The sequence below is a fragment of the Kitasatospora purpeofusca genome (assembly GCF_000718025.1).
Taxonomy (GTDB): Bacteria; Actinomycetota; Actinomycetes; order Streptomycetales; family Streptomycetaceae; genus Kitasatospora; species Kitasatospora purpeofusca.
The window spans coordinates 139,170-161,858 of the sequence record NZ_JODS01000002.1 but is presented as its reverse complement, the minus strand read 5'-3'; the positions used below and the strand labels follow the sequence as shown (position 1 = coordinate 161,858).

Here is a 22,689-nt window from a genome sequence, read left to right as displayed (position 1 = left end):
AGCCGGGCGGAGGCCGCCAGGACGGAGGTGCGACGCGGGCTCGGCGGAGGCAGCGGGCGAGGCTCGGGGACCGGACGGCAGGTGGTGGGTCATGACTGACAACGGGACGGGCAGTGGGGCTGGGAACGGGAGCGCGGACACCGGGCGGCGGATCGTGGTCGGGATCGACGGTTCGGCGCCGTCCAGGGCCGCGCTGCGCTGGGCGGTCGGGCAGGCGGCGCTGACCGGGGCGACGGTGCACGCGGTGGCCGCGTGGGAGCCGCCCTCGCTGCACGGGTGGCTGGTGCCGCTGCCGGACGACGACTTCGAGCGGACGGCCATGCGCACCCTGACCGCCGAGGTGGACGAGGTGGTCGGCCGGGACCGGCCGGTGCCGGTGACGGAGACCCTGCTGCTCGGGCATCCGGCCGAGGTACTGCTGGAGCTGGCGGAGGGCGCGGAGCTGCTGGTGCTGGGCAGTCGCGGGCGCGGGACCTTCGCCCGGACACTGCTGGGGTCGGTGAGCACCCGGTGCGCGGCGCACGGGTCGTGCCCGGTGGTGATCGTCCGCGCGGACGGGACCACCGCCGCGCCGTCCCCGCGCCTCGCCGCCGGTGCCGGCGAGGAGCAGCCCGCCGTCCGCACCACCAAGGACTGGCAGCTGAGCCTGCACCTGGTGGAGGAGCGGGACACCACCCGGGTGCACGCCGTGCTGGACGCCGACGGCGCGGTGCTGCACAGCGACGCGTACGCCCGCCGCAATCCGCTCGACGATCCGGCGCCCGCGGTGGGCGACGAGTTCGCGGTCGGCCGGGCGCTGATCGACCTCGGCCACCAGTTGCTCCGGGCGGGCACCCGGCACGCCACCGGGTCCGCCGAGGAGTGACATGCTGGCTGCCGGGGGACGACGGTCCACGAACGCCCCTGACGGCCGACGGCCGAAGATCGACGACTGACGACTGACGACTGACAGACCTCGGATGACGGACAACAGATGACAGATTCTGTCGGCCCACCCCCGGGCGACGATCGGGCCCCCGCCGCCGCCCCGGACCTCACCCCGGAGCGCGCCCCCGCATTCACCCCCGACTTCACCCCCGCCGAGCGCGCCCGGGGCCGGGCGCTGCGCCGCGCCCAGCTGCCCTGGGCGCTCGGCGCGCGGGCCACCGGCCTGGCGCTGACCCTCGCCCTCGGCCTGACGCCGGCCGGCGCCGGGCTGGTGTCCACCGTCGGCGGCTGGTTCGGCGGCTCCCGGACGGCGGAGGTGCTCGCCGGGACGGCCGCCCTGGTGCTGGTCGGCCGGGCGGCGCAGCTGCCGTTCGGGGCGGGCTCGCGGTCGGTCCGCGCCCGGTTCGGCCTGGTCACCCAGGGCTGGGCCGGCTGGGCGGTGGACGCGCTGCGCGGACTCGCCCTCACCCTGGCGCTCGCCCTGCCGGTGGTCCTCGGTCTGTACGCGCTCACCGGCCGCTCGCCGGAGCGCTGGTGGCTCCTGGCGGCGGGCGCGGCCGCGCTGCTGACGGCCGCGCTCTCCTTCCTCTACCCGCTGCTCGTCGAGCCGGTGTTCAACCGCTTCACGCCGATGGCCCCGGGCCCGCAGCGCGAGGCGCTGCTCGGCCTGGCCGCGCGGGACGGCGTCCGGGTGCGGGACGTCCTGGTCGCGGACGCCTCGCGCCGGACCACGGCGCTGAACGCGTACGTCTCGGGGCTGGGGGCGACGCGGCGGATCGTCGCCTACGACACGCTGCTGACCACCGCCGATCCGCGCGAGGTGGAGCTGGTGGTGGCGCACGAGCTGGGGCACGTCAAGCACCGGGACGTCCTGACCGGGACGGTGCTGGGCGCGGTCGGCGCGGCCGTCGTGGTGGTGCTGCTGGGCCTGGCGTCCGGCTGGGACGTGCTGCTGTCGGCGGCCGGCGCGGCGGACGCGGCCGATCCCCGGTCGCTGCCGCTGCTGGCGGCGGGCGCGGCGCTGCTGGGCGCGCTGTCCGGCCCGGTGCAGTGCGCGGTGAGCCGCCGGGTGGAGGCCAGGGCGGACCGGCACGCGCTCGAGCTCACGGGGGACGCGGAGCAGTTCGTGGCGATGCAGCGCAGACTCGCGGTGACCAATGTGTCCGACGTCGACCCGCCGCGGGTGCTTGAGCTACTGTTCGCGACTCATCCGAGCGCCACCCGCCGGATCGCGGCGGCGCGCGCCTGGCAGGCGGGCCGGGCCGGTGCGGCAGGCCGTCCGCCGGGGGCTTCGGACGCGACCGAAGCTGTTGTATAGTGCAACTAATTTCCGCACCGCGGATTTCCCGAACCCCCGGAGGACAGTCCCCGTGCCCGACCGCGAGACGTCGATCGCGACCATCCAGCGCGAACTGACCGCCTTCGCCCGCCGCGCCCGGCACAAGGCCTCCCAGCTGCACCCCGACCTCTCCCTGGTCACCTACAGCATCCTGGACCTCATCACCGAGCGCGGCGGCTGCCGGGCCGCCGATGTCGCCGCGCACTTCATGCTCGACAAGTCCACGGTGAGCCGCCAGGTCACCGCACTGGAGAAGCTCGGGCTGCTGCGCCGCGAGACCGACCCGGAGGACCAGCGCGGCCAGATCCTGCTGGCCACCGAGGCCGGACTCACCCTGCTGCGCGAGGCCAACGAGCAGCGGCGGCTCTCCTTCTCGGCCCGGTTCACCAACTGGTCGGACGAGGACGTCGCCCGGTTCGCCGACTACCTGGCCCGTTACGGCTCCGAGGACTGACCCGGCCCGACCGCGCCGCCCGGCCGCCCCGTCCGACCGCACCTCCCGGCCGCACCGCCGCGCACCCCCGGCACCCGCTCGGGGTGCGGTGGACCACCCGGACGGTGTACAGAGGAGAGGTGCCACTCCGGCAGCCTCCCGACGACCGGCGTTCCCACGAGCGCCGCCGGTCCTGGCCGCCCGACCGCCGGGCGCTGACGGCCGTACCGCTCGCCCTGATCGTGGTGATCACGGTGGTGGACGTGCTCGCCCCGCCGGACATCCACCTCGGCCCGCTACTGATCGTCGCCCCCGCGCTCACCGCGTCGCTGGCCGGTGCGCGTGCCACCACCGTGGTGGCCCTGCTCTCGCTCGCCGCGCTCACCGTCATCGGCATCCTGCGCGACGGCCTCACCACGGGCAACCACGAGACCCAGCTCGGCGCCCTGCTCGCCGTGTCGGCGCTGATCGTCGCCCTGCGGGTGCTGCGCGACCGGCACGAACGCGAGCTGGCACAGGTCCGCTCCGTCTCCGAGGCCGCCCAGCGGGTCCTGCTGCGCCCGCTGCCCGACCGGACCGGGCCGCTGCACCTCGCCTCCTTCTACCTGGCCGCCGAGGCCGAGGCCCAGGTCGGCGGCGACCTCTACGCGGCGGCCCGCACCGCCACCGGCACCCGGCTGCTGGTCGGCGACGTCCGGGGCAAGGGGCTGGCCTCGCTCGGCGACGCGGCGCTGCTGCTGGGCGCCTTCCGGGCGGCCGCGCACCTGTACCCGGACCTGCCCGGCCTGGTCGGCCACCTGGACGGCAGCATCGCCTGGGACCTCGCCCAGCTCGCCGAGCAGCAGCGCGCGCAGCGCGAGGACGGCCTCGGCGACCGGCCGCGCCTGCGCGCGTTCCGCCGCGCCGGACCGGCCGGCACCGGGGCTCCGCCGGGCACCGGGCCGCCGGACGGCGGACCGGCCGACACCCCGACGGACGACAGCGGCGAGTCCTTCATCACCGCCGTGGTCCTGGACGTCCCGGACGACGGCGCGGTGGTCCGCCTGGTCGACTGCGGCCACCCCCCGCCGCTGCTCCTGCACGGCGACCGGGTCACCGCGCTGGAGCCCCGCCGCACCTCGCCGCCGCTGGGCCTCGGCGAACTGGTCGCGGCGCCGTACGTGGTGGAGGACTTCCCGTTCCTGCCCGGCGACCGGCTGCTGATCTACACCGACGGCGTGATCGAGGCCCGCGACGCCGAGCGGCGGTTCTACCCGCTGTCCGAGCGGGTCGCCGCACGGACCGCCGCCCACCCCTCCGAATCCCCGGCCGCCCTGCTGCTGCACCTGCGCCGCGACCTGCTGGCCCACGCCGGCGGACGTCTCGACGACGACGCGGCGATGGTCGTCGTCGAGCGCCTCGGGCGCTCGCCGGGCCCGGAACCGGCCCGGTGAGTGCCCACCCCGGCCGGTTCCTCGGCGTCCTCGGCGTCCTCAGCCTCCTCGGCGTCCTCAGCCGACGGTGAGAACGATCTTGCCCCGGACATGGCCGCGCTCGCTCTCGCGCTGCGCCTCGGCCACCTCCGCCAGCGGGAGCACCCGGTGCAGCGGGAGGTTCAGGCCGCCCTCGGCGGCGAGCGCGAGCGCACCCTCCAGCGCCGGGCGGAGGTAGTCGGTCGGCTCGTCGCCGGCGGTGAAGCGGACCCCGTGCGACGCGGCGCTCCAGTCGGCGATGGTCAGCACGTGCTCCGCGCCGCCCGCCAGCTCGATCGACAGCGGCAGCACACCCGCGCCGACCAGGTCCAGCACCCGGTCAACGCCCTCGGGCGCGGCGGCGCGGACCCGCTCGGCCAGCCCCTCCCCGTAGACGACCGGCACGGCGCCCAGCTCGCGCAGGTACGGGTGGTTGGCCTCGCTCGCGGTGCCGATCACCCGGATCCCGCGGGACCGGGCGAACTGCAGCACCAGCGTGCCGACACCGCCGGCCGCCCCGTGCACCAGCAGCGTCCGGCCGGGCTCGATGCCCAGCAGGTCGAGCGAACGCCAGGCGGTCTCGGCGGCCACCGGGAGCGCCGCCGCCACCGTCCAGTCCACCCCGGCCGGCTTGCGGACCAGCTGGTCCGCCGCCGCCAGCGCGTACTCCGCGTACCCGCCGCCGCGGACCTGGCCGAACACCTCGTCGCCGGGCTGCCACTCGGTGACGTCCGCGCCGACGGCCTCCACGACGCCCGCGATCTCGTAGCCGAGCACGGCCGGGAGGGTGACCGGGAAGACCTCGGTGAGCGCGCCGGAGCGGACCTTGTGGTCGAGCGGGTTGACGCCGGCCGCACGCACGGCCACCCGGACCTGGCCCGGGCCCGGCGCGGGCACCTCGACCTCGATCGGCCGCAGGACGTCCGCGGCGCCGTACTCGGTGATGCCGACGGCCTTCGTCGCGAGGGCAGTGGTGTCGGGGGTGCTGCTCATGGAGGATCTCCACCGTTCTTCCGGATCTGGGGGGACGCCGGGGCCGGGAGCCGCCGCCGTCCTGGTGACGGGCTCCAGCCTGGTACGGCGGGCCCGGTCGACCGGCCGGCTGTTCGGACAGTTCCACCTGGCCGTTCGGACGGGCGGGTGCGGGCGCTCGCGGACTAGGCTGGACCGCATGGTCGAACACAGCGGTGCGAACGACGACGGGGCGGCGTCCGGGAGCGGGCACGGGGCCGCGTGGTCCTGGGACGACGCCGAGGGAGTGCTGGCCCTCGCCGCCGAGCTGCTGCGCGAACCCCGGGTGACGATCCTGCCCAAGCTCTCCGAGGTGCTCGCCGGACTCGTCCCGCACCTCGCGGTGGCGCAGCTCAGCGGCGTCTGCACCTACTCGCCCGCCAACGCCGTCGGTCCCGAGGAGCTGTCCGCCCGGATCACCGGCAGCGAGCTGGGCCAACTCGCCCAGGAGGTCACGCCCGGCCGCCCCTGGCAGGGCGAGGCCGTGCTCGGCGGGCGCCCGCGCCCGGCGGTCGCGGTGGCCTCGGCCCCGCCCGGGAGCAACGGCGCCCTGCTGGTGCTGGTCCGCGCGGCCGCGACCGGACCGGGCGTCCCGCGCGGACGGACCGGTGGGCGGGCCGACGGCCGCGCGAAGGGGCCGCGGGAGCCGCTGGAACTGCTGGAGCTGCTGCCCGAGCGCTCGCTCGGCCTGCTCCAGCTGCTGTGGGAGCTGCTGACCACCCACTCCCACCACCGCGCCGTCGACGCCGCGCCCGCGCAGGCCGCCGCCTCCCGCGCCTCGGCCAGTGCCCGGGCCCGGGCGATCGCCGAACTCAGCGGCGCCCACGCCTCCGCGCTGTCCGCGATCCTCGGGCCGCTGCGCTCCGCCGGACTGGACGACGCCACCGCCCGGCGCAACGCCACCGAGCTGGCCGTGACCGCGCTGCTCGACCTGCGCAGCGCCGGCGAGCTCGACCGCGAGCTGAGCGAGGAGCCGGCCGCCACCGCCTTCGCCCGACTCGCCGACGTGGTGCGGCCGTTGCTGCGGCACAGCCCGGTCCGGCTGGACCTGCTGGCGCCGACCGAGGGGGACCGCTCGGTGCCCACCGACACCGCGCACACCGCCCGCACCGCCGTCCGCTCCGCCGTGCTCGCGATGCTGGAGCAGGACGGCCTGACCCGGCTGCACGTGAGCTGGCAGTTCGTGGCGGACGGTCTGCGGGCCGTGGTCCGGGACGACGGCCCGGGCCTGCTGACCGCCGACGCGCTGGCCGTCCACCGCACGGCCGACCGGATCGCCGCGCTGGCGGGCCGGTTGACGGTCGAGGCGGTCCCGGGCTGGGGCACCGCGGTGACGGTCGACCTGCCGCTGCATGCCCCGGCCGGGCCGATCGGCGCGGCCCGGCCGCTGGAGGGCCTGCAGCCACGGGAGTTGGAGGTCCTGGACCAGCTGGCCCTGGGCCGCCGCAACCGGGAGATCGCCGCCGCCCTGCACATCAGCGAGTCGACGGTGAAGTTCCATGTGGCGAACATCCTGGCCAAGTTGGAGGTGGGCTCCCGGGGCGAGGCCGCCGCCCTCGCCCACCGGGCCGGCCTGCCGGCCACCCCGGCCGCGTGCACGCCGACCACCCTGCACGCCGCCTCCTGAGCCGCCCCCGCCCCCCGCCCGGCCCCCGACCGGGCCCGGGAGCGTCCGGGGAACTCCGCCGCGCGGTACGGTCGGGCGCGTACCGCAGCCGTCGACACAGGAGCCGCGATGGGACCGGACCATGTCTCCGAGGGGTTCTGGGAGGTCCTGGAATCGACCCGACCGCGCCTGTCCGCCCTGGAGGCGTGGCTCGGGTCCCAGCCGCGGGAGGCACTGGAGGCGTTCGCGCTCGCCTACGAGTCCGCGGCGGAGTCGCTGGCCGACTTCTCCGAAGGCGTGAGCGTGGACGGGGAGGTCTGGTCCGAGGACAGCACCGAGGACCTGTGCCTGTGGGTGGTCGGGCAGGGCCGCGGGCTGTGGAGCTCGGTGGTCGTGGGTGACCTGCCACTGGAGGAGGCCGCCCGGATGTACCTGGGGCGTGCTCCGCTGCTTCCGGACGTCGTGACGCCCTGGGACGGGGAGGTCTCGGACCCCGGGCACCGGGGCTACCAGTCTCCCGGGGCCATCGTGCACGGCGTCTACCGGACGCGGTTCGCCGAGGACCTCCATGAACGGCTCGGGGGCAGGTGATCGGGGGCAGGTGATCGGGGGCAGGTGATCGGGGACATCTGAGGGGATTGCCCGGGCCGGGCGCCCCGGCCGGGCGGAACCCTCAGTAGTAGCGGCGCAGTTCGGGCCAGAGCGCGGACCACGGCCGGTGCGGTCCCGGGCAGACCAGGACCGGTGCGTGCTGCTCCTCGTTGCGCACACCGTGGCCGTTGTCGACCCGGGCGACCTGGCGGCAGTCGGTGAAGTACCGCTCCACGTCCGGGAATCCCTCCGGGTGGACGAGCAGGACCGGACCGTCCCGGGTGTCCGGCGGCGGCCCCCAGTCGGCGAGGCTCATGTGGCCCGAGTACGGCGCCGGGAGGCCGAACGCCGGGCCGTAGTGGGCGAGCGCGCCCGCCTCTCCGTAGTTGACGGCGAACACCACGGCCCGGTCGCGGAGTTCGGGCGGGACGGTGCGCCAGCCCGCGGCGGCGGCCGCGGCGAGTTCGGGCCAACCGATCTGTTCGCCCTGCTCCTGGTAGATCCAGCCGACGGCCGGGGTCAGCCGGGCCGGGAGGAGGGGCAGGGTGATGACCAGGTTCACCGCCGCGCCCAGGGCCAGCGCGCCCGCGAACGACCGGATCCGGCGCGGTCCGGCCGCCGTCAGCCGCCGGGCGACCGGTTCGCAGCCGGCCGCCGTCAGCACCAGCAGCGCGGGCAGCGCGTAGTACGGCTTGCCGCCGCTCGCCAGCACCAGCAGGCACAGCAGCGGGTGGACGACCGCGAAGGGCTTCGCCCAGGCGAGTTCGGCGTCCCGGCGCAGCCGCCGGAATCCGGCCAGCCAGACGGGCACCAGGACGGGCGACAGGTAGAGGAACTGCATCGGCACGAGGAGCAGCCGGTTCTCCGCGCCGTCCTGCCCGCTGATGCCGCCGGCGACGGTCAGTTCGGGCCAGCCGTGCGCGGCCTGCCACCACAGGTTCGGCAGCGCGACCGCCGCGGCGACGGCCAGGCCCGCCACCGGCCACCACCCGCGCAGCACCCCGCGCGGCCCGACCAGCAGCACGGCGGGCACGAGCGCGGCGGCCAGCAGCAGGACGAGGTCCTTGTTCAGCAGCGCAACCCCGGTGGCCGCGCCGACGGCGAGCCACCAGCGGCCGTCCCCGGTGCGCAGCAGCCGCAGGGCGAGCAGGCAGACCAGGAGCCAGGCGCACAGGTCGAAGGTGGCGGTGTTGAGCAGGTGCCCGACCGCGAGCACGAACGCCGAGCAGGCCGCGGCACCGGCGGCGAGCAGCTGCGCGGCCCGTCCGCCGCCCAACTCCCGTGCCAGCAGGGCCACCAGGACGACGGTGGCAGCGCAGAGCAGGGCCGGCAGGACCCGCAGGCCGATCGGCCCGTCGCCCGGTCCGCCGCCGAACAGCGCCGTGGACACCCGCCCGAGCAGCGGGGTGAGCGGCGGTTGGTCGACATATCCCCAGGCGGGGTGGCGACCGGCGTTCAGGAAGTACAACTCGTCGCGGTGGAAGCCGTACCGGCCCGCCACCGCGATCTGCAGCGTGGCGACCCCGGCCGCGACGGCGGCGACCGGCCCCCGGGCGAACGGCTTCGGCGCGAACAACCCCCGTGTGTTCACGAGGGGAGTGTGACAGTCCCGCGGCGGCGCGGGAAGTCGTCGCGGCCGACTTCCGGTACCGGTCCGGCACCGCTCCGGCACCGGGGGCGCCGGGGTCGGCTCAGGACTCCTTCGGGCGGGTGCGGGCGCGCAGGTGGAGGCGTTCGCCCTGCTTGCCGAAGAGGCTCAGGACCTCCACGTCGCCCGTCCCGGTGGAGCCGAACCAGTGCGGGTTCTGGCAGTCGAACTCGGCCGCCTCGCCGGGTGCGAGGACGACGTCGTGCTCGCCGAGCAGCAGCCGGAGGCGGCCGGAGAGCACGTAGAGCCACTCGTGGCCGGTGTGGGTGGCGAGGGTGGGGGTGTGGTGGGCGGCCGGGATCAGGATCTTGAACGCGCGGGGCTCGGTGCGGTGGCGGGAGAGCGGCACGAAGGTCCGCCCGTCGGCCCGGCCCGGGTGCTGGTGCACCCTCGGGTCCTGGACGCGCGGGGCGGCGACGATCTCGTCCAGCGGGACGGCGAGCGCGGCGGCGATGGGCAGCAGGAGTTCGAGGCTCGGTTTGCGCTGCTCGGACTCCAGCCGGGAGAGCGTGCTCTTGGAGATGCCGGTGGCCTGGCTCAGGTCGGCCAGGGACAGGTCCTTGCGCTCGCGCAGCCGGCGCAGCCGGGGGCCGATCTGGCGCAGGGTGGCCGCGATGGCCGGGGCCGAGGCGGCGGCGGCGCCGGCGGGGTCGTCGGCGGCGGAGGCGTGGTCGGGGGCGGGGTCGGAGGCGTGGTCGGGGGCGTGGTCGGGGGCGGCGGCGGATTCCTGGTCCATACGGACGATCGAACCAGGGCGTCCCGGTTCCGGCAACGCGGTGTCCCGCCGGGGCGGGCGGCCCGGTGCTCCCGGGTGCCCACCCCGGCGGGACGCCGGGCGCGCGTCGTCAGCCGACGAGCAGCTGGCTGCGCAGGTCGCGCAGGTCCCGCTTGTCCAGGCCCAGGCCGGACTTGAGGTAGGCGTCGAAGGAGCCGAACTTCCGCTGCACCTCGTCGAACCCGGCGGCCAGGTACTCGGACCGGACGTCCAGCAGCGGCTTGTAGATCGCCTGGTAGGCCGGCGGCAGCTGGGCGAGGGTGGCCGCGATCTCGGCGGCGCGGTAGGTGTTGCTGGCGAGGTAGTCGGCCTCGACGGTCCCGCGCGGCACGCCGAGCGCGGTGAGCAGGGCGGCGGAGGCCCAACCGGTGCGGTCCTTGCCGGCGGTGCAGTGGAAGAGCACGTTCTCGTCGTTCCGCTCGACCAGGGCGTTGAGCACCGAGTGGTAGGCGGTGCGGGCGCTGTCGGCGGAGATCATGGTGCGCTCGGCGTCGACCATGGCCTGGACGGCGGCCTGCGGGCTGGTGACGTTGAACGCGCCGGTGTCGGCGACGCCCAGCACATTGGCGTTCACGGCGGTGGCACCGGCCGGGATGCGGTCGGGGGCGGTCTTCTGCTCCCCGGGGGTGCGCAGGTCGAAGACGGTGCGGACGCCGAGGCGGCGGAGCTTGGCGAGGTCCTGGTCCGTCAGCTTGGAGAGGTCGCCGGAGCGGTAGACGACGCCCATCCGCACCCACTGGCCGTCGGCGGTGCGGTAGCCGCCCGCGTCACGGAAGTTCGGCGCGGAGGCGAGGTGCAGCGAGCGGTCGGCGACGACCAGCGGCGCGCCCCGGTCCGGGACCAGCTCGAAGAACCAGCGGTCGGCGGCGGCCAGGCCCGTGACCGTGACCGTGGCGGAGCCCGCGCCCTTGGCGACGGCCCTGCGGTGGCGGATGTCGTCCGCGTCGGTGCCGGCGTAGACGGTGACGTTGCGGGCGCCCGGGGCGGCCCACGTCAGGGTGAAGCTGCCGTCGGCCTGCTGGGTGACGGTGGCCACGGTGAAGGGGATCGCGTGCCGGGCGACGGCCGGGGCAGAGGCCGAGGTGTCGGCGGAGGCGGAACCGGCGGCCGGGGCGGCGACGGCCAGCGCCGGGGTGCCGAGGACGAGGGCACCGGTCAGCGCCACGGCCGCGGTCAGCCGGGTGTGGGAGATGGTCATGGCCCGGCACGCTAGGCAGCGCGGAGTGTCACCCCGTGGCCGCCGGATGGCGTGATGGCAACAACTTGTTGAACGTCCTGGTGAACAGCCCTGCGAGCCTCGCACGAGCCCGGTCGCCGCGGCCGGCCGCCGCGCTGTGATCGAGGTCACCGCGCGACCGGCGGCACCGATCGCCGACCGGCTGTCACATCCGGCGGCACTGCGTCGTCTCCCTCGCGACAACGACGGTCGGGGCCCGGGGGTCCGGACGGTCGGACGCGAACGAGCACGGAGGACGGGGACATGGCACGGCGGATCACCATCATCGGCGGCGGCTTCGGCGGTCTGACGGCGGCAGTCTCGGCGGCGGAGGCCGGCGTCGAGGTGACCTTGCACGAGGCGCACCGGACACTGGGCGGCCGGGCCCGCACCGCCCCGGCGCCGTACCGGACCAACGAAGGCCCGCACGCCTTCTACCGGCGCGGCCCGCACTGGGCCTGGCTGCGGCGGCGCGGGCTGGTCGGACCGCTCGCGAGGGTCCCGCTGACCGCGCTGCCGCGGATGCGGTACCTGCTCGACGGCCGGCTGCGGGCGCTGCCGCCGCTCGCGGTCTCCCGGCTCGCGGCCCGCCGGGACGCGCCCGTCGGCCGGACCTTCCTGGGCTGGGCGACCGAGGTGGCGGGCGAGCGGACCGCGCGGGCGGCCGCCAACTTCGCGGCCGTCGCGACCTTCCACCACGCGCCCGGCCTGCTGTCGGCGGCGTTCACCCAGGAGCGGCTGCACCGGGCCGCGAGCCTGCCGCCGGAGGCCGTCTACCCGGTGGGCGGCTGGCAGTCGGTGATCGACCGGACGGCGGCCCGGGCGCAGGAGCTGGGCGTGCGGATCGAGACGGGTTCGCGACTGGAGGCGCTGCCGACCACCGGCGACCCGGTGATCGTCGCGACCTCCCTGGAGTCGGCGCGCCGGCTGCTCGGCGACCCGGACCTGCGGGGCGAGAGCGGCCGGACGCTGCTGCTCGACGTGGCGCTGCGGTCGCGGCGCGGCGACGCCTTCTTCGTCTCGGACCTCGACGGCACCGGCTGGGTGGAGCGGTTCACCACCCAGGACGCCGGCCTGGCGCCGACCGGCGAACAGCTGGTCCAGGCTCAGCTGCTGCTCGCCCCGGACGAGTCGAGGGAGTCCGGCCTGGCCCGGGCCGAGCACCTGCTGGACCTGGGCTTCAAGGGCTGGTCCGACCGCGTGCGGTGGCGCCGCACCGCCGTGGCCACCGGCCGCACCGGCGCCGTGGACCGCCCCGGGACCACCTGGCGCGACCGTCCCGCCGTCGACCGGGGCGACGGCGTCCACCTGGTCGGCGACCAGGTCGCCGCACCGGGCGTGCTGAGCGAGGTCTCCTTCAGCAGCGCCCTCGAAGCCGTCTCCCTCGCCCTCGGCCACCACCCCGCCCGGCAGTTCACCCACTGAGGCACCTCCCCGCACCGGAGGTCGGACCCGCCGACTTCCGGTGCGGGACCCCCGGAGCCCGCCCCGCTACCCCGCGGCCGTGCCGGTGCGCAGCACGGCCTGGTCGCCGTGCGGGCCGAAGAGGTGGAGGATCTCGACCGCCTCGGTGCCCGCGGGGCCGAACCAGTGGGGTTCGGCGGTGTCGAACTCGGCGGCGTCGCCCGGGTGGAGGGTGAGGTCGCGGTCGCCGACGAGGAGGCGGAGCTCGCCCGCGAGGACGTAGAGCCACTCGTAGCCGACGTGGCTGACGAGCCGGGGTTCGCGCGGGGCCAGGACCTGCTTGAAGACCTGCACCCGGCCCGGGTACTGGGTGAGCGGGACGAGGACGCTGCCGGGGTCCCGGTGGCGGGGCCGGAGGTGGAGGCGGGGGTCGCCGGTCGCGGGGGCGGCGATCAGGTGGTCCAGGGCGACGCGGTGGGCGCGGGCGAGCGGAATGAGCAGGTCGAGGGTGGGGCGGCGGTGGCCGGACTCCAGCCGGGAGAGGGTGCTCACCGAGATCCCGGTGATCGCGGCCAGCGCGTCCAGGGTGAGGCCCCGGCCGAGCCGCAGCGCGCGCAGCCGGGGCCCGATGGCGGCAACGATCCCCTGGACGTCGTCGGTCGCGACGGGCGTGGTGTCCGCCTCGACCGGGCGGTCGGGCCCGGCGGGGCGGTCCGGCTCGACGGGGTCGGCGTGGTCGCTGGATCCGGCGGAATCGGCGGAATCGGCGGAATCGGCGGAATCGGCGGAATCGGAGGGGGCGGCGTCCATGGGGCGATTCTGCCCCGTCCGCCGTTTTGCGGTTTCTGCAAGGACCCTGGGCCGCCGCCCGCCGCCGGTCCGAACATGGCGGTCACCAGCACGACCCGTACCCGTGTTCCGACCGGAAGGCGCCCCATGACCACCTCCCCCGAAACCGCGACCGCGACCACCGCGGCCGCCGCGGCCCCCGCCCCTCCCCCGCTGAGCGCGCGCCGGCGGTGGACCGTGCTCGCGGTCTGCGCGCTGAGCCTGTTCCTGGTCGGCCTGGACACCACGATCGTCAACGTCGGCCTGCCCGCGATCGGGCACGGGCTGGGCGTCGGCACCCGCGACCTGGAATGGATCGTGGACGCCTACACCGTGGTCCTGGCCAGCCTGCTGATCTCGGCCGGGGCGCTCGCGGACCGGTTCGGACGCCGCCGGGTCTTCCAGTGCGGGCTGGTCGTCTTCGGCCTCGCCTCGCTGGTGTGCGCGCTCGCGCCCTCGGCCGGCGCGCTGGTCGCGGCGCGCGCCCTCCAGGGGGTGGGCGCGTCGATGCTCAGCCCGGTGGCGCTGGCGATCGTGGTGAACGCGATGCCCGACCCCCGGGAGCGGGCCCGGGCGATCGGGGTCTGGGCGTCGGTGTTCGGACTGAGCATGGCGGCCGGGCCGGTCACCGGCGGCGCGCTGGTCGCGGCCCTCGGCTGGCGCTCGGTGTTCTGGGTGAACGTGCCGGTGGTGCTGGTGGCCGTGCTGCTGAGCGCCCGCTTCGTGCCGGAGTCCCGCGCGCCCCGGGCCCGCCGCCCGGACCTGCCCGGCCAGCTCCTGCTGACCCTCGCGGTGTGCGCGACGGTGGCCGTGCTGATCGAGGGTCCGCGGATCGGGTGGGGCTCGCCCTGGGCGCTCGCCGGGTACGCGGCGGCCGCGGCGGCGACCGCCGGGTTCGTGCTCGCCGAACGCGGCCGGGAGGAACCGCTGATGGACCTCGCGCTGTTCCGGCGGCCGGCGTTCAGTACGGCCGCGCTGGGCGCGGTGGCGGTGTTCGTCGCACTGACGGTGACCCTGCTGCTCACCACCTTCCAGCTCCAGCACGCCCGGGGGTGGACGCCGCTGGCCGCCGGGCTGGCCTCGCTGCCGATGGCGCTGGGCGCCACCGTGTGCGCGCCGCTGTCCGGCCTGCTGGTGGGCCGGGGCGGGCCGCGGCGGCCGCTGCTGCTCGCGGCCTGGTCCACCACGGCCGGCGGGGCGCTGCTGCTGGTCCGGGCGTTCCTGGTCGACGACGCCCCGCACGGCGCGGGCGGCCTGTCCGGCGCGGCGGACCTGCCCGGCCTGCTGCTCGCCCTGCTGCTGCTCGGTGTCGGCTTCGGCTTCGCCAACGCGCCGATCACCAACACCGCCGTGGGCGGGCTCCCGGCGGACCGCGCGGGGGTGGCCGGGGCCATCACCTCCACGGCCCGCCAGCTCGGTTCGGCGGTGGGCATCGCGATCGCCGGCGGACTGGTCGCGGGTGCGGCCCCGGACGGCCTCACCGCCGCCTCCCGGACCGGCTGGGTGGTGGTCACGGCCTGCGGCCTGTTCCTGCTCGTGGTCGCCCGCGCCGCCCGCCGCCGCTGAGCACCGCAGCAGGGAACCGCGGCGGCGAACGGGTGCCCGGGGCGGGCGCGGAAAACCCTTCGCGCCCCGTCCGGGGCCCGTGTTACGGTCGATCGTCGAGCCCGGCCCACCGGCCGTTCGAGCTCGCGCGAAGTCCGCTACGGAGACAGGGAAGGTGAATTGTGGTCGCGGTGACAGCCGCTGCGCACGTGCTGCGCGGCACCCGGACTGTTCTCACCTCCCGGGTCCCGGTCTGACGCCCTTCGCTCTCCGGGGCCCCTTCTCCAAGGGACTCCCATGTCTTCTTCCGCTTCCTCGCCCGCTTCCTCCTGGCACACCCGGGTCGAGCAGCCCCGCGACCTCCCGGCCGTCCACGAGCTGACGGTCGCCGCCTTCGGGCGGCCGTCCGAGGCCGATCTCGTCGAGGCCCTGCGCGCCGACGAGGCGTGGATCGACGGTCTGTCGATCGTCGCCGCCGCCGGGGCCGGGGCCGACCCGGTCGGCCATGTGCTGCTCACCCGCGCCTTCATCGGCGACACCCCGGCACTCGCGATGGCTCCGGTCTCCGTGCACCCCGACCACCAGCGCTCCGGCGCCGGCTCCGCCCTCGTGCGCGCCGGACTCGACGCCGCCCGCGCCCGGGGCGAGCGGTTCGTGATCCTGCTCGGGCACCCGTCGTACTACCCGAGGTTCGGCTTCGGCCGGGCCTCGGAGCACGGCATCACGCTCACCGTCGACGCGCCGGACGAGGCGTGGATGGCCCTGAGCCTGGACCCGGCCCGCCACCCGCTGCCGTCCGGCACGGCACGCTGGGCCGCCGCCTTCGGCATCGCGTAGCACCTTCCCGACGGGCCCGGGGGCAACCCCGGGTCCGCTACGCCGGCGGCACCACCGTCAACGGGGTGCCGCCGGTCAGCTCCAGCAGTTCCCCGTACGTCATCGGCACCACGGTGTGCGGGTGCCCGGCGGCCGCCCACAGCAGGGCGTGGCCCGCGAGGGCGGTGTCCACCACCGTACGCAGCGGCGCGGGGTGGCCGACCGGGGCGACTCCCCCGATGGCCTGGCCGGTGGCCTCCCGGACCTGCGCGGCGCTCGCCCGGGTGATCGGGCCGGTGCCCAGTTCACGGGCGAGATGGCCGGTGTCGACGCGGTGGGCGCCGCTGGTCATCACGAGCAGCGGCGCGCCGTCGCACATGAACACCAGGCTGTTGGCGATGGCGCCGACCTCGCAGCCCAGGGCCGTGGCGGCCTCGGCGGCGGTGCGGGCGGAGTCCGGCAGGACGCGGACCTCGCCGGGCAGTCCGGCCCCGGCGAGTGCGTCGGCCACCGCCCGGCTGCGGGCGGGCAGGCTGTCGTCGGTCATGGCACCATCCTGCCCCACCCCTCCGGACGCCGAGCGGCGAGGCCGCGGATCCGGACGCGATCCCCCGGACGCGAACCCCCGGACGTGATCCCCCGGACGTGATCCCCTGGACGCGAACCCCTGCCGCGAGCCCCGGACATGATCCCCGGGGCGCGAACCCCGGACGTGAACCTCCGCCGGGGGCCCTCCCGTTCTTCCTCCGACGGCCGCTCCCCCGCAACGGGGCGGGCGGAGCCGGCGGACACCGTCCGACCAGCTCCGGAAGGGTGTCGGAACACCACCGGGAGACCCGGTGCGGGCATGAACCGCGTGCTACCGCGATGTTAAGGACTTGTGTGTGCACTGTCCGAAGATCGAACGGGCTTTCACTCCTAACACACCGTATGACTAGTATCGCTTCGTCATAAAGCCCGTGCCCCGGACGGTCCGACCCTCGCAGGCAGACCGGCCAGTCCCAAGGAGTCAGCTCTGCGCGCGCGTGCGAATCGGCGGCCCCCGACGCCGAAGGCCCCCCGCAGGCGTCGACCGCGCCTGTCGCTGCGGACGGCACTGCTCGTCCTGGCCCTCGTCCCCAGCATCGCCCTGGCCGCCCTCTGGGCGGTCACCAGCGGCGTGACCTTCTTCGACTTCCAGCGTCTGGCCGCCCAGGGCCTGCTGGCACAGAAGGCGGGACAGCCGTCCAACATCGTCTACTACAACCTCCAGGAGGAGCGCCGGCTCAGCGCCGAGGCGCTCTCCCGGCCCGGCAGCGTCGCCGACCAGCTGAAGCGCCAGCGCCAGCTGACCGACGAGGCCGTGGAGAAGTTCCAGACCCTGTCCGGCGAGACCGCCGACAGCGCGCCCGCCGAGGTGCGCACGGCCGTCGCCGAGGCCCGGCGCGCGATGGAGAAGCTGGGCGACCAGCGGGCCCTCGTCGACAAGGGCACCGCCGACCAGCAGGGCGTCTACGCGTACTACACCGACCTGATCGCGGTCGACCTGCGGCTGTTCACCGCGCTCAGCCATGTCGACACCGGTGAGGTCACCTGGATCTCCAAGACCCTGGTCAACTCCTTCTGGGCCAAGGAGATGCTGGCCCGCGAGGACGCGATCCTGGCCCGGGGCTGGCCGTCCGGCAAGCTCAGCGCCTCCGACTACCAGCTCGTGCAGCAGTCGATCGGCGCCCAGGAGCACCTGTTCACCGTCCAGGTCGTGCCCTATGTGCCGGCCGACGAGCGGGCCGCCTGGTCCGAGCTGATGAGCGGTCCGGCCTGGCAGGCCAAGGCCGCCGTCGAGCAGGCGCTCACCCGCCCGGCCGTCGCCGACGCCACCGGCACCGTCCGGCTCCCGCAGCTCCAGGACCAGTGGCGGCAGGCCGTCGACCAGGTCAACCCGCAGCTGGTGAAGGTCATCGAGACCCGTACCGAGGGCGTGGTCGAGGTCGGCAAGGGCTCGATCCTCTCGCTGCTCACCCGGGTCGCGCTGACCTCCGTGATCGGTCTGCTCGCGGTGATCGTCGTGGTCCTCGCCAGCTGGCGGCTGACCCGCTCGCTGCGCCGCCGGATCAACGACCTGCACGCCCAGGCCCAGGACATGGAGCACACCCTGCCCGAGGTGGTGGAGCGGCTGTCGCGCGGCGAGCAGGTGGACGTCGAGGCGGAGAGCCGGGCGATCACCGCCGGGGCGCACGCCCGCGGCGGCGACGAGCTGGCGCAGCTCGGCCAGGCCATGAACCTCGCCCGCACCTCCGCGCTGGGGGCCGCCGTCCGGCAGGCCGAGCAGCACCGGGGCTTCGAGCGGCTGCTCCAGCGGATCGCCCGCCGCACCCAGCTGCTGATCGGTCAGCAGCTGCGCAAGCTGGACGCCCTGGAGCGGCGGCACGAGGACCCGGAGGTGCTGGAGGGCCTGTTCGACCTCGACCACCTGACCGCCCGCCTGCGCCGCTACGAGGAGAACCTGGTCATCATGGCCGGCGGCCAGCCGCAGCGGAAGTGGCGCAAGCCGGTGCCGCTGCTGGACGTGCTGCGCGCCGCGCAGGGCGAGGTCCAGGAGTACCGCCGGATCGTGCTGGACGTCGAGGGCCACCCGTGGCTCTCCGAGCGCGCGGTCGGCCCGATCGCGCACGTGGTCGCCGAGCTGATGGAGAACGCGGCGAGCTTCTCCAAGCCGCCGACGCCGGTCGACGTCCGGGCGGCCGTGGTCGGCCGCGGGCTCGCGATCGAGATCGAGGACCGCGGCCTGGGCATGGAACCCGAGCAGTACGACACGGCCAACGCCCTGATGGCCGCCGCGCTCGCGGACGAGCCGCCCCGGACGGACATGCTGGCGCGCGGCGACGACATCCGCCTCGGCTTCCACGTGGTGGCCCGGCTGGCGTCGGCGATCGGCCTGCAGATCGAGTTCCGCCCGTCGGCGTTCGGCGGGACCAGGGTGGTCGTGCTCGTCCCCGGCGAGCTGATCCTCGACGGCGACTCCGGCCTGCCGGACCACGCGGCGGTCAAGCCGATCCCGCTCGCCCGGCGGCAGCGGCCGGCGGACCGGGCCCAGGCGGCCGTGCCGCTCGCCTCGGTGACCGAGATGCCTTCCCCGGCGTCCCCGGCCCCGGCCACGACGGAGACCGTGCCGGCGGCGGACACCACGACCTCCTCGGCGGTCGTCGCGGTGGACGAGGAGGAGGAGCGCGCGGCCCACGCGGACGCCGCCCCGCACCCCGACCGGCCCGGCGGCGACTGGTTCTCCCCCGGCAGCGCCCCCGTCGTCACCCCCGGCGCGGCCTCCGGTGCCCAGGCGCCCTCCCAGGCCCAGGCGTTCGGGTACGTCGAGTACGTGCCCCCGTCGGACGACGAACTCCTCGGCGCCCCGGTCCGGATCGACTTCGGGAAGCCGGACGACTTCGGGACCCAGGACGGCTTCCCGGAGCACGGCGCCTTCCCCGGGCAGGACGCCTTCGGCGCCCGCGACCTCTTCGGCGGGCCCGACTCGGACGCCTACGGCGGACCCGACGCCTTCGACGGCCGCGACGGCGCCTTCCCCGGCATCGGGGCGGACGGCTACCTGCACCCGTCGGCCGAGCACGGCCAGCCGGTCGAGCACGGTTCGCCGGCCCCCGCCGACGGCGGCCACGGCTACGACGGGCAGCCCTACGACGCCTCCCCCCGCTCCGCCGGGGACGCCCCTCCCGCCTACCCGGACATCGCCTACGCGACGGTGATGCCCGCCGAGGCGCCGTACGCCGACGAGCAGTACCGGCCCGCCGACCACTACCGGCTGGCGGAGCGGCGGCAGCACGACGGGCAGCCGGCGCACCCGCTCCCCGGGTCCGCCGTCGCACCGGCCGACCCCCCGGCCGACGCCCCGGGCGCCCCGACCGGCGGTCTCCAGCCGCCGCTGCCCCAGCGGGTGCGCCAGGCCAGCCTGGCCGCCGAGCTGCGCGTCCCGCCGCCGCCCCGCACCCCGTACCCCGGGGCCGGGACGGGCACCGGCTTCGGACCCGGCTTCGGCAACGCGACCGGCGGGGCACCCTGGTCCGGCCCCGCCGAGGGCCCGTTCCAGCGCCCGCCGCGCCGCTCCGGTGCCACCGTCGGCGCCTTCCAGCGCCAGTCCCGGGCCGCCCGCGGCCTCGGCGCCGCGGAGGACCTGCCGCCCGCCGACGGCCCCGCGGTCGGCGCCCTGCCGCCGGGGCGCGGCACCACTCCCCCGTCCGGCCCGGCCTCCCCCACGGCCCCCGGAACCCCGACTCCCGCGCCGGGTCCCTCCCCCTGGGCCCTCCCGGCCGCGGACCCCCGAACCACGAGGACGGAAGAGCAGTCATGAACCGCACCATCGCCACCCACCAGGACCTCGACTGGCTGCTGGACGGACTCGTCGAGACGGTCCCCGGGACGAGAAGCGCCGTGCTGCTGTCCGACGACGGCCTGGTGGTCAGCCACTCCCGCACCATCGAGCGGTCCGACGCCGAGCGGCTGGCCGCCGTGGCCACCGGCCAGCAGAGCCTCGCCCGCGGCATCGGCCAGCTCTTCGACGGCGGCCCGGTCCACCAGGTGATCGTCGAGCTGGCCGAGGTCTGGCTGTTCGTCATCGCCGCCGCGCAGGGCACCCACCTGGCCGTGGTCGCCGACCAGGAGGTGGACGCCGAGGTGATGTCGGTGGCCATGCACCAGCTCGTCCAGCAGGTCGGCCAGAAGCTCACCACGCCGGTCCGCAGCGAGTTCGACGCCTTCGCCGCCAGGAACCGGGGGTGAGTCCCCGTTGAGGCCGCACTGGAGCGAGCTGCCCGAAGAGGACGAGGACGACGACTACGGCGCGGGCACGATGGTGCGCCCCTACACCATCACCCGCGGCCGGACGGCGCCGGAACGCGACGACCTCACCCTGATCACGCTGATGACCACGGTGGAGGAGCTCGCGGACCAGGCGCTCGCCACCCGGTCGTCCGGCCCGCGCGGGCTCCAGCCGGAGCACCGGCTGATCCTCGAACAGTGCCGCCGGCCGGCCGCGGTGGCCGAGGTGGCCGCCGGGCTCAACCTGCCGGTCTCGGTCACCAAGATCCTCCTGGGCGATCTGATCGCCCAGGGAATGCTGTTGGCCCGGGCCCCGATCTCGGTGGCCCGGGCCGCCGGGGACGGCGGTCTGGACCTCGGGCTGCTGACGGCCGTACGTGAAGGACTCCGGAGGCTCTGAACCATGGCACCATCCGCACCTCGCCCCTCCTCTTCCTCCTCGCTCCCCTCCCGCGCCCCCGCCCCCGTCGTCCCCGCGGCCGTCAAGATCCTCATCGCCGGCGGCTTCGGGGTCGGCAAGACCACCCTGGTCGGCGCGGTGAGCGAGGTCGCGCCGCTGCGCACCGAGGAGTACCTGACCCGCGCCAGCGAGGGCGTCGACGACCTGTCCGGAGTGGACAACAAGGAGACCACCACGGTCGCCCTGGACTTCGGGCGGATCACCGTCAACCCGGAGCTGGTGGTCTACCTGTTCGGCACGCCCGGACAGGAGCGCTTCTGGTTCATGTGGAACGACCTGGTGAACGGCGCGCTCGGCGGCGTCGTGATCGCCGACACCCGCCGGCTGGACACCAGCTTCGCCTCGATCGACTTCTTCGAGAGCCGGGGCATCCCGTTCGTGGTCGCGATCAACTGCTTCCACGGCCACAACACCCGTACGGCGGACGAGATCCGGGCCGCCCTCGACCTCGACCCGCAGGTCCCGATGCTGATCGGCGACGTGCGGGTGCGGACGTTCGGGCGGGACCTGCTGCTCGCGCTGGTCGACCACCTCATGGAGCTGTCGGCCGGCGCGCCGGTCCGCTGAAACGTTTCCCCACCTCTCCCCACCACACTTTGGAGCAACCCCGTCATGACCCCACCCCTGCGCGTCCTCGTCCACGGCGGCGGCATAGGCGGCCTGACCGCGGCCACCGCCCTCGCCCGCCGCGGCCACCGGGTCGACGTCGTCGAGCTGCGCGACGCCCTGGAGGCCCTGGGCGTCGGCATCATCCAGCCGTCCAACGCGCTGCACGTGATGCGCGAGATCGGCGTGCTGGAGCAGTGCCTGGCGGCCGGGTTCGAGTGGGAGGTGCTCACCATCTGCGACCCGACCGGCGGCATCCTCGCCAAGATCCCGCAGCCGCGGATGGACGGCGCGCCGTCCAACAACGGCATCCCCCGCCCCGCGCTGGCCCAGGTGCTGGGCGAGGCCGCCACCGCCGCCGGGGCGACCCTGCGGTTCGGCACCACGATCACCGAACTCGCCGACGAGGGCGAGGAGGTGGCGGTCACCCTGAGCGACGGCAGCAGCGAGCGCTACGACCTGGTGGTCGGCTTCGACGGCATCGGCTCGCCGCTGCGCAAGCGGCTCTACGGCGAGAAGTACGCGCCCGAGTACACCGGCTTCGCCAACTGGCGGGTCACCCTGCCGCGTTCGCCCGAGGTGCGGGGCGTGGTGATGTCCACCGGCAACCTGAAGGCCAAGGCGCTGCTCACCCCGATCAGCGAGGACCTGATGTACCTGGGCTCGGTGTTCGCCGAGGCCGAGGACTTCCGGCCGGACCCGGAGCACGCCCACGAGCAGCTGCGCGAGCGGCTGGCCGGCTTCGGCGGGCCGATCGCCGAGGCGCTGGCGCAGGTGACCGACCCGGCCGCGGTGGTCTACTCGCGGATCTCGCAGGTCACCGTCGAGGAGCCGTGGCACGTCGGCCGGGTGGTCCTGGCCGGCGACGCCGCGCACGCCTCCACCCCGCACCTGGCCCAGGGCGCGGCGATGGCCGTCGAGGACGCGCTCGTGCTCGCCCAGAGCCTGGACGCGGCGGAGACGGTGCCCGCCGCGCTGGCCGCCTGGGAGGAGCGCCGCCGGCCGCGCGCCATGTGGGTGCAGGCGCTGTCCCGGGCGATCCTCAAGCAGGAGACCGGCACGCCGACCACGCCGGAGGAGGACGAGCTGCTGAAGGTCGGCATCCCGGGCGCGGCGCACTTCCTGGTGAAGCCGTACTGAGGCCGCACTGAGGCCGTACTGACGGACCGGCAGTTGCCGGTCGGCGGTCGCCCCCTTCCGGGTGCCGGCCGCCGACCGGTCAGCCGG

Annotated in this window: 20 protein-coding genes and 1 pseudogene; 15 read left to right on the top strand and 6 right to left on the bottom strand. The window is 75.7% G+C overall.

Annotation, left to right across the window (positions count from 1 at the left end; translation table 11 throughout):
• Positions 1-91: 91 nt before the first annotated feature.
• The 5 genes and pseudogenes from IF01_RS51525 to IF01_RS0103820 form a co-directional block, all read left to right on the top strand.
• Positions 92-553 (top strand): annotated as a pseudogene (locus IF01_RS51525) (universal stress protein); the annotation flags it as partial.
• Positions 536-865 carry a dsRBD fold-containing protein gene (locus tag IF01_RS51520; protein ID WP_244215438.1) on the top strand — a complete coding sequence of 110 codons (330 nt, stop codon included), beginning with the start codon at positions 536-538 and terminating at the stop codon, positions 863-865. The pseudogene IF01_RS51525 and the gene IF01_RS51520, both read left to right, overlap by 18 nt.
• 108 nt (positions 866-973) lie before the next feature.
• Positions 974-2,245, top strand: coding sequence for a M48 family metalloprotease (locus IF01_RS0103830; RefSeq protein WP_078879634.1), 1,272 nt, complete (start codon positions 974-976; stop codon positions 2,243-2,245).
• 52 nt (positions 2,246-2,297) lie between these two features.
• Positions 2,298-2,720: a MarR family winged helix-turn-helix transcriptional regulator gene (locus tag IF01_RS0103825; RefSeq protein ID WP_030391803.1), complete on the top strand. Its 423-nt coding sequence runs from the start codon at positions 2,298-2,300 to the stop codon at positions 2,718-2,720.
• 119 nt (positions 2,721-2,839) lie between these two features.
• Positions 2,840-4,132 carry a PP2C family protein-serine/threonine phosphatase gene (locus IF01_RS0103820; RefSeq protein WP_037778885.1) on the top strand — a complete coding sequence of 431 codons (1,293 nt, stop codon included), beginning with the start codon at positions 2,840-2,842 and terminating at the stop codon, positions 4,130-4,132.
• 57 nt (positions 4,133-4,189) lie between these two features.
• Here IF01_RS0103820 and IF01_RS0103815 read toward each other — a convergent pair whose 3' ends face one another.
• Positions 4,190-5,143: an NADP-dependent oxidoreductase gene (locus tag IF01_RS0103815; RefSeq protein WP_051754889.1), complete on the bottom strand. Its 954-nt coding sequence runs from the start codon at positions 5,141-5,143 to the stop codon at positions 4,190-4,192.
• A gap of 178 nt (positions 5,144-5,321) precedes the next feature.
• On the opposite strand from IF01_RS0103815, the gene IF01_RS50845 reads away from it, so the two are divergent.
• Both IF01_RS50845 and IF01_RS0103805 read left to right on the top strand, forming a co-directional pair.
• Entirely contained in the window at positions 5,322-6,788 is a 1,467-nt protein-coding gene (locus IF01_RS50845; RefSeq protein ID WP_078879633.1) for a helix-turn-helix transcriptional regulator, read from the top strand.
• Positions 6,789-6,896: 108 nt separating this feature from the next.
• Positions 6,897-7,358, top strand: a complete 462-nt coding sequence (locus tag IF01_RS0103805) for a hypothetical protein (protein WP_030391799.1) — start codon at positions 6,897-6,899, stop codon at positions 7,356-7,358.
• 82 nt (positions 7,359-7,440) lie between these two features.
• Here IF01_RS0103805 and IF01_RS0103800 read toward each other — a convergent pair whose 3' ends face one another.
• From IF01_RS0103800 to IF01_RS0103790, 3 genes are all read right to left on the bottom strand, one after another.
• Positions 7,441-8,949 carry a glycosyltransferase family 39 protein gene (locus IF01_RS0103800; protein ID WP_030391798.1) on the bottom strand — a complete coding sequence of 503 codons (1,509 nt, stop codon included), beginning with the start codon at positions 8,947-8,949 and terminating at the stop codon, positions 7,441-7,443.
• 100 nt (positions 8,950-9,049) lie between these two features.
• Positions 9,050-9,742, bottom strand: a complete 693-nt coding sequence (locus IF01_RS0103795) for a helix-turn-helix domain-containing protein (protein ID WP_078879632.1) — start codon at positions 9,740-9,742, stop codon at positions 9,050-9,052.
• 109 nt (positions 9,743-9,851) lie between these two features.
• Positions 9,852-10,979, bottom strand: coding sequence for a tyrosine-protein phosphatase (locus IF01_RS0103790; protein ID WP_030391796.1), 1,128 nt, complete (start codon positions 10,977-10,979; stop codon positions 9,852-9,854).
• A gap of 282 nt (positions 10,980-11,261) precedes the next feature.
• On the opposite strand from IF01_RS0103790, the gene IF01_RS0103785 reads away from it, so the two are divergent.
• Positions 11,262-12,422 (top strand): NAD(P)-binding protein, encoded by a 1,161-nt coding sequence (locus IF01_RS0103785; protein ID WP_030391795.1) that lies wholly within the window; start codon positions 11,262-11,264, stop codon positions 12,420-12,422.
• Between the two features lie 66 nt (positions 12,423-12,488).
• On the opposite strand, the gene IF01_RS0103780 is transcribed toward IF01_RS0103785, so the two are convergent.
• A complete protein-coding gene (locus IF01_RS0103780) occupies positions 12,489-13,211 on the bottom strand; it encodes a helix-turn-helix domain-containing protein (protein ID WP_078879631.1) in 723 nt (240 codons plus the stop codon).
• A gap of 126 nt (positions 13,212-13,337) precedes the next feature.
• Here IF01_RS0103780 and IF01_RS0103775 point away from each other — a divergent pair, with 126 nt between their 5' ends.
• Together IF01_RS0103775 and IF01_RS0103770 are read left to right on the top strand one after the other, a co-directional pair.
• Complete coding sequence (locus tag IF01_RS0103775) at positions 13,338-14,795, top strand: MFS transporter (protein ID WP_078879630.1); 1,458 nt, start codon at positions 13,338-13,340, stop codon at positions 14,793-14,795.
• Positions 14,796-15,071: 276 nt separating this feature from the next.
• Complete coding sequence (locus IF01_RS0103770) at positions 15,072-15,611, top strand: GNAT family N-acetyltransferase (protein ID WP_030391792.1); 540 nt, start codon at positions 15,072-15,074, stop codon at positions 15,609-15,611.
• A 37-nt stretch (positions 15,612-15,648) separates the two neighbouring features.
• Here IF01_RS0103770 and IF01_RS0103765 read toward each other — a convergent pair whose 3' ends face one another.
• Positions 15,649-16,137 carry a YbaK/EbsC family protein gene (locus IF01_RS0103765; protein ID WP_030391791.1) on the bottom strand — a complete coding sequence of 163 codons (489 nt, stop codon included), beginning with the start codon at positions 16,135-16,137 and terminating at the stop codon, positions 15,649-15,651.
• A gap of 612 nt (positions 16,138-16,749) precedes the next feature.
• Here IF01_RS0103765 and IF01_RS49640 point away from each other — a divergent pair.
• The 5 genes from IF01_RS49640 to IF01_RS0103740 are packed head-to-tail and all read left to right on the top strand — an operon-like array spanning position 16,750 to position 22,602.
• Positions 16,750-19,929, top strand: a complete 3,180-nt coding sequence (locus tag IF01_RS49640) for a sensor histidine kinase (RefSeq protein ID WP_051754887.1) — start codon at positions 16,750-16,752, stop codon at positions 19,927-19,929.
• Positions 19,926-20,357, top strand: a complete 432-nt coding sequence (locus IF01_RS0103755; protein WP_030391789.1) for a roadblock/LC7 domain-containing protein — start codon at positions 19,926-19,928, stop codon at positions 20,355-20,357. The genes IF01_RS49640 and IF01_RS0103755 overlap by 4 nt, the downstream gene beginning before the upstream one ends.
• A gap of 7 nt (positions 20,358-20,364) precedes the next feature.
• Positions 20,365-20,796: a DUF742 domain-containing protein gene (locus IF01_RS0103750; protein ID WP_369826039.1), complete on the top strand. Its 432-nt coding sequence runs from the start codon at positions 20,365-20,367 to the stop codon at positions 20,794-20,796.
• A gap of 3 nt (positions 20,797-20,799) precedes the next feature.
• Positions 20,800-21,423 carry a GTP-binding protein gene (locus IF01_RS0103745; RefSeq protein WP_078879629.1) on the top strand — a complete coding sequence of 208 codons (624 nt, stop codon included), beginning with the start codon at positions 20,800-20,802 and terminating at the stop codon, positions 21,421-21,423.
• Between the two features lie 45 nt (positions 21,424-21,468).
• Positions 21,469-22,602, top strand: a complete 1,134-nt coding sequence (locus IF01_RS0103740; RefSeq protein WP_030391786.1) for an FAD-dependent monooxygenase — start codon at positions 21,469-21,471, stop codon at positions 22,600-22,602.
• Positions 22,603-22,689 lie beyond the last annotated feature (87 nt).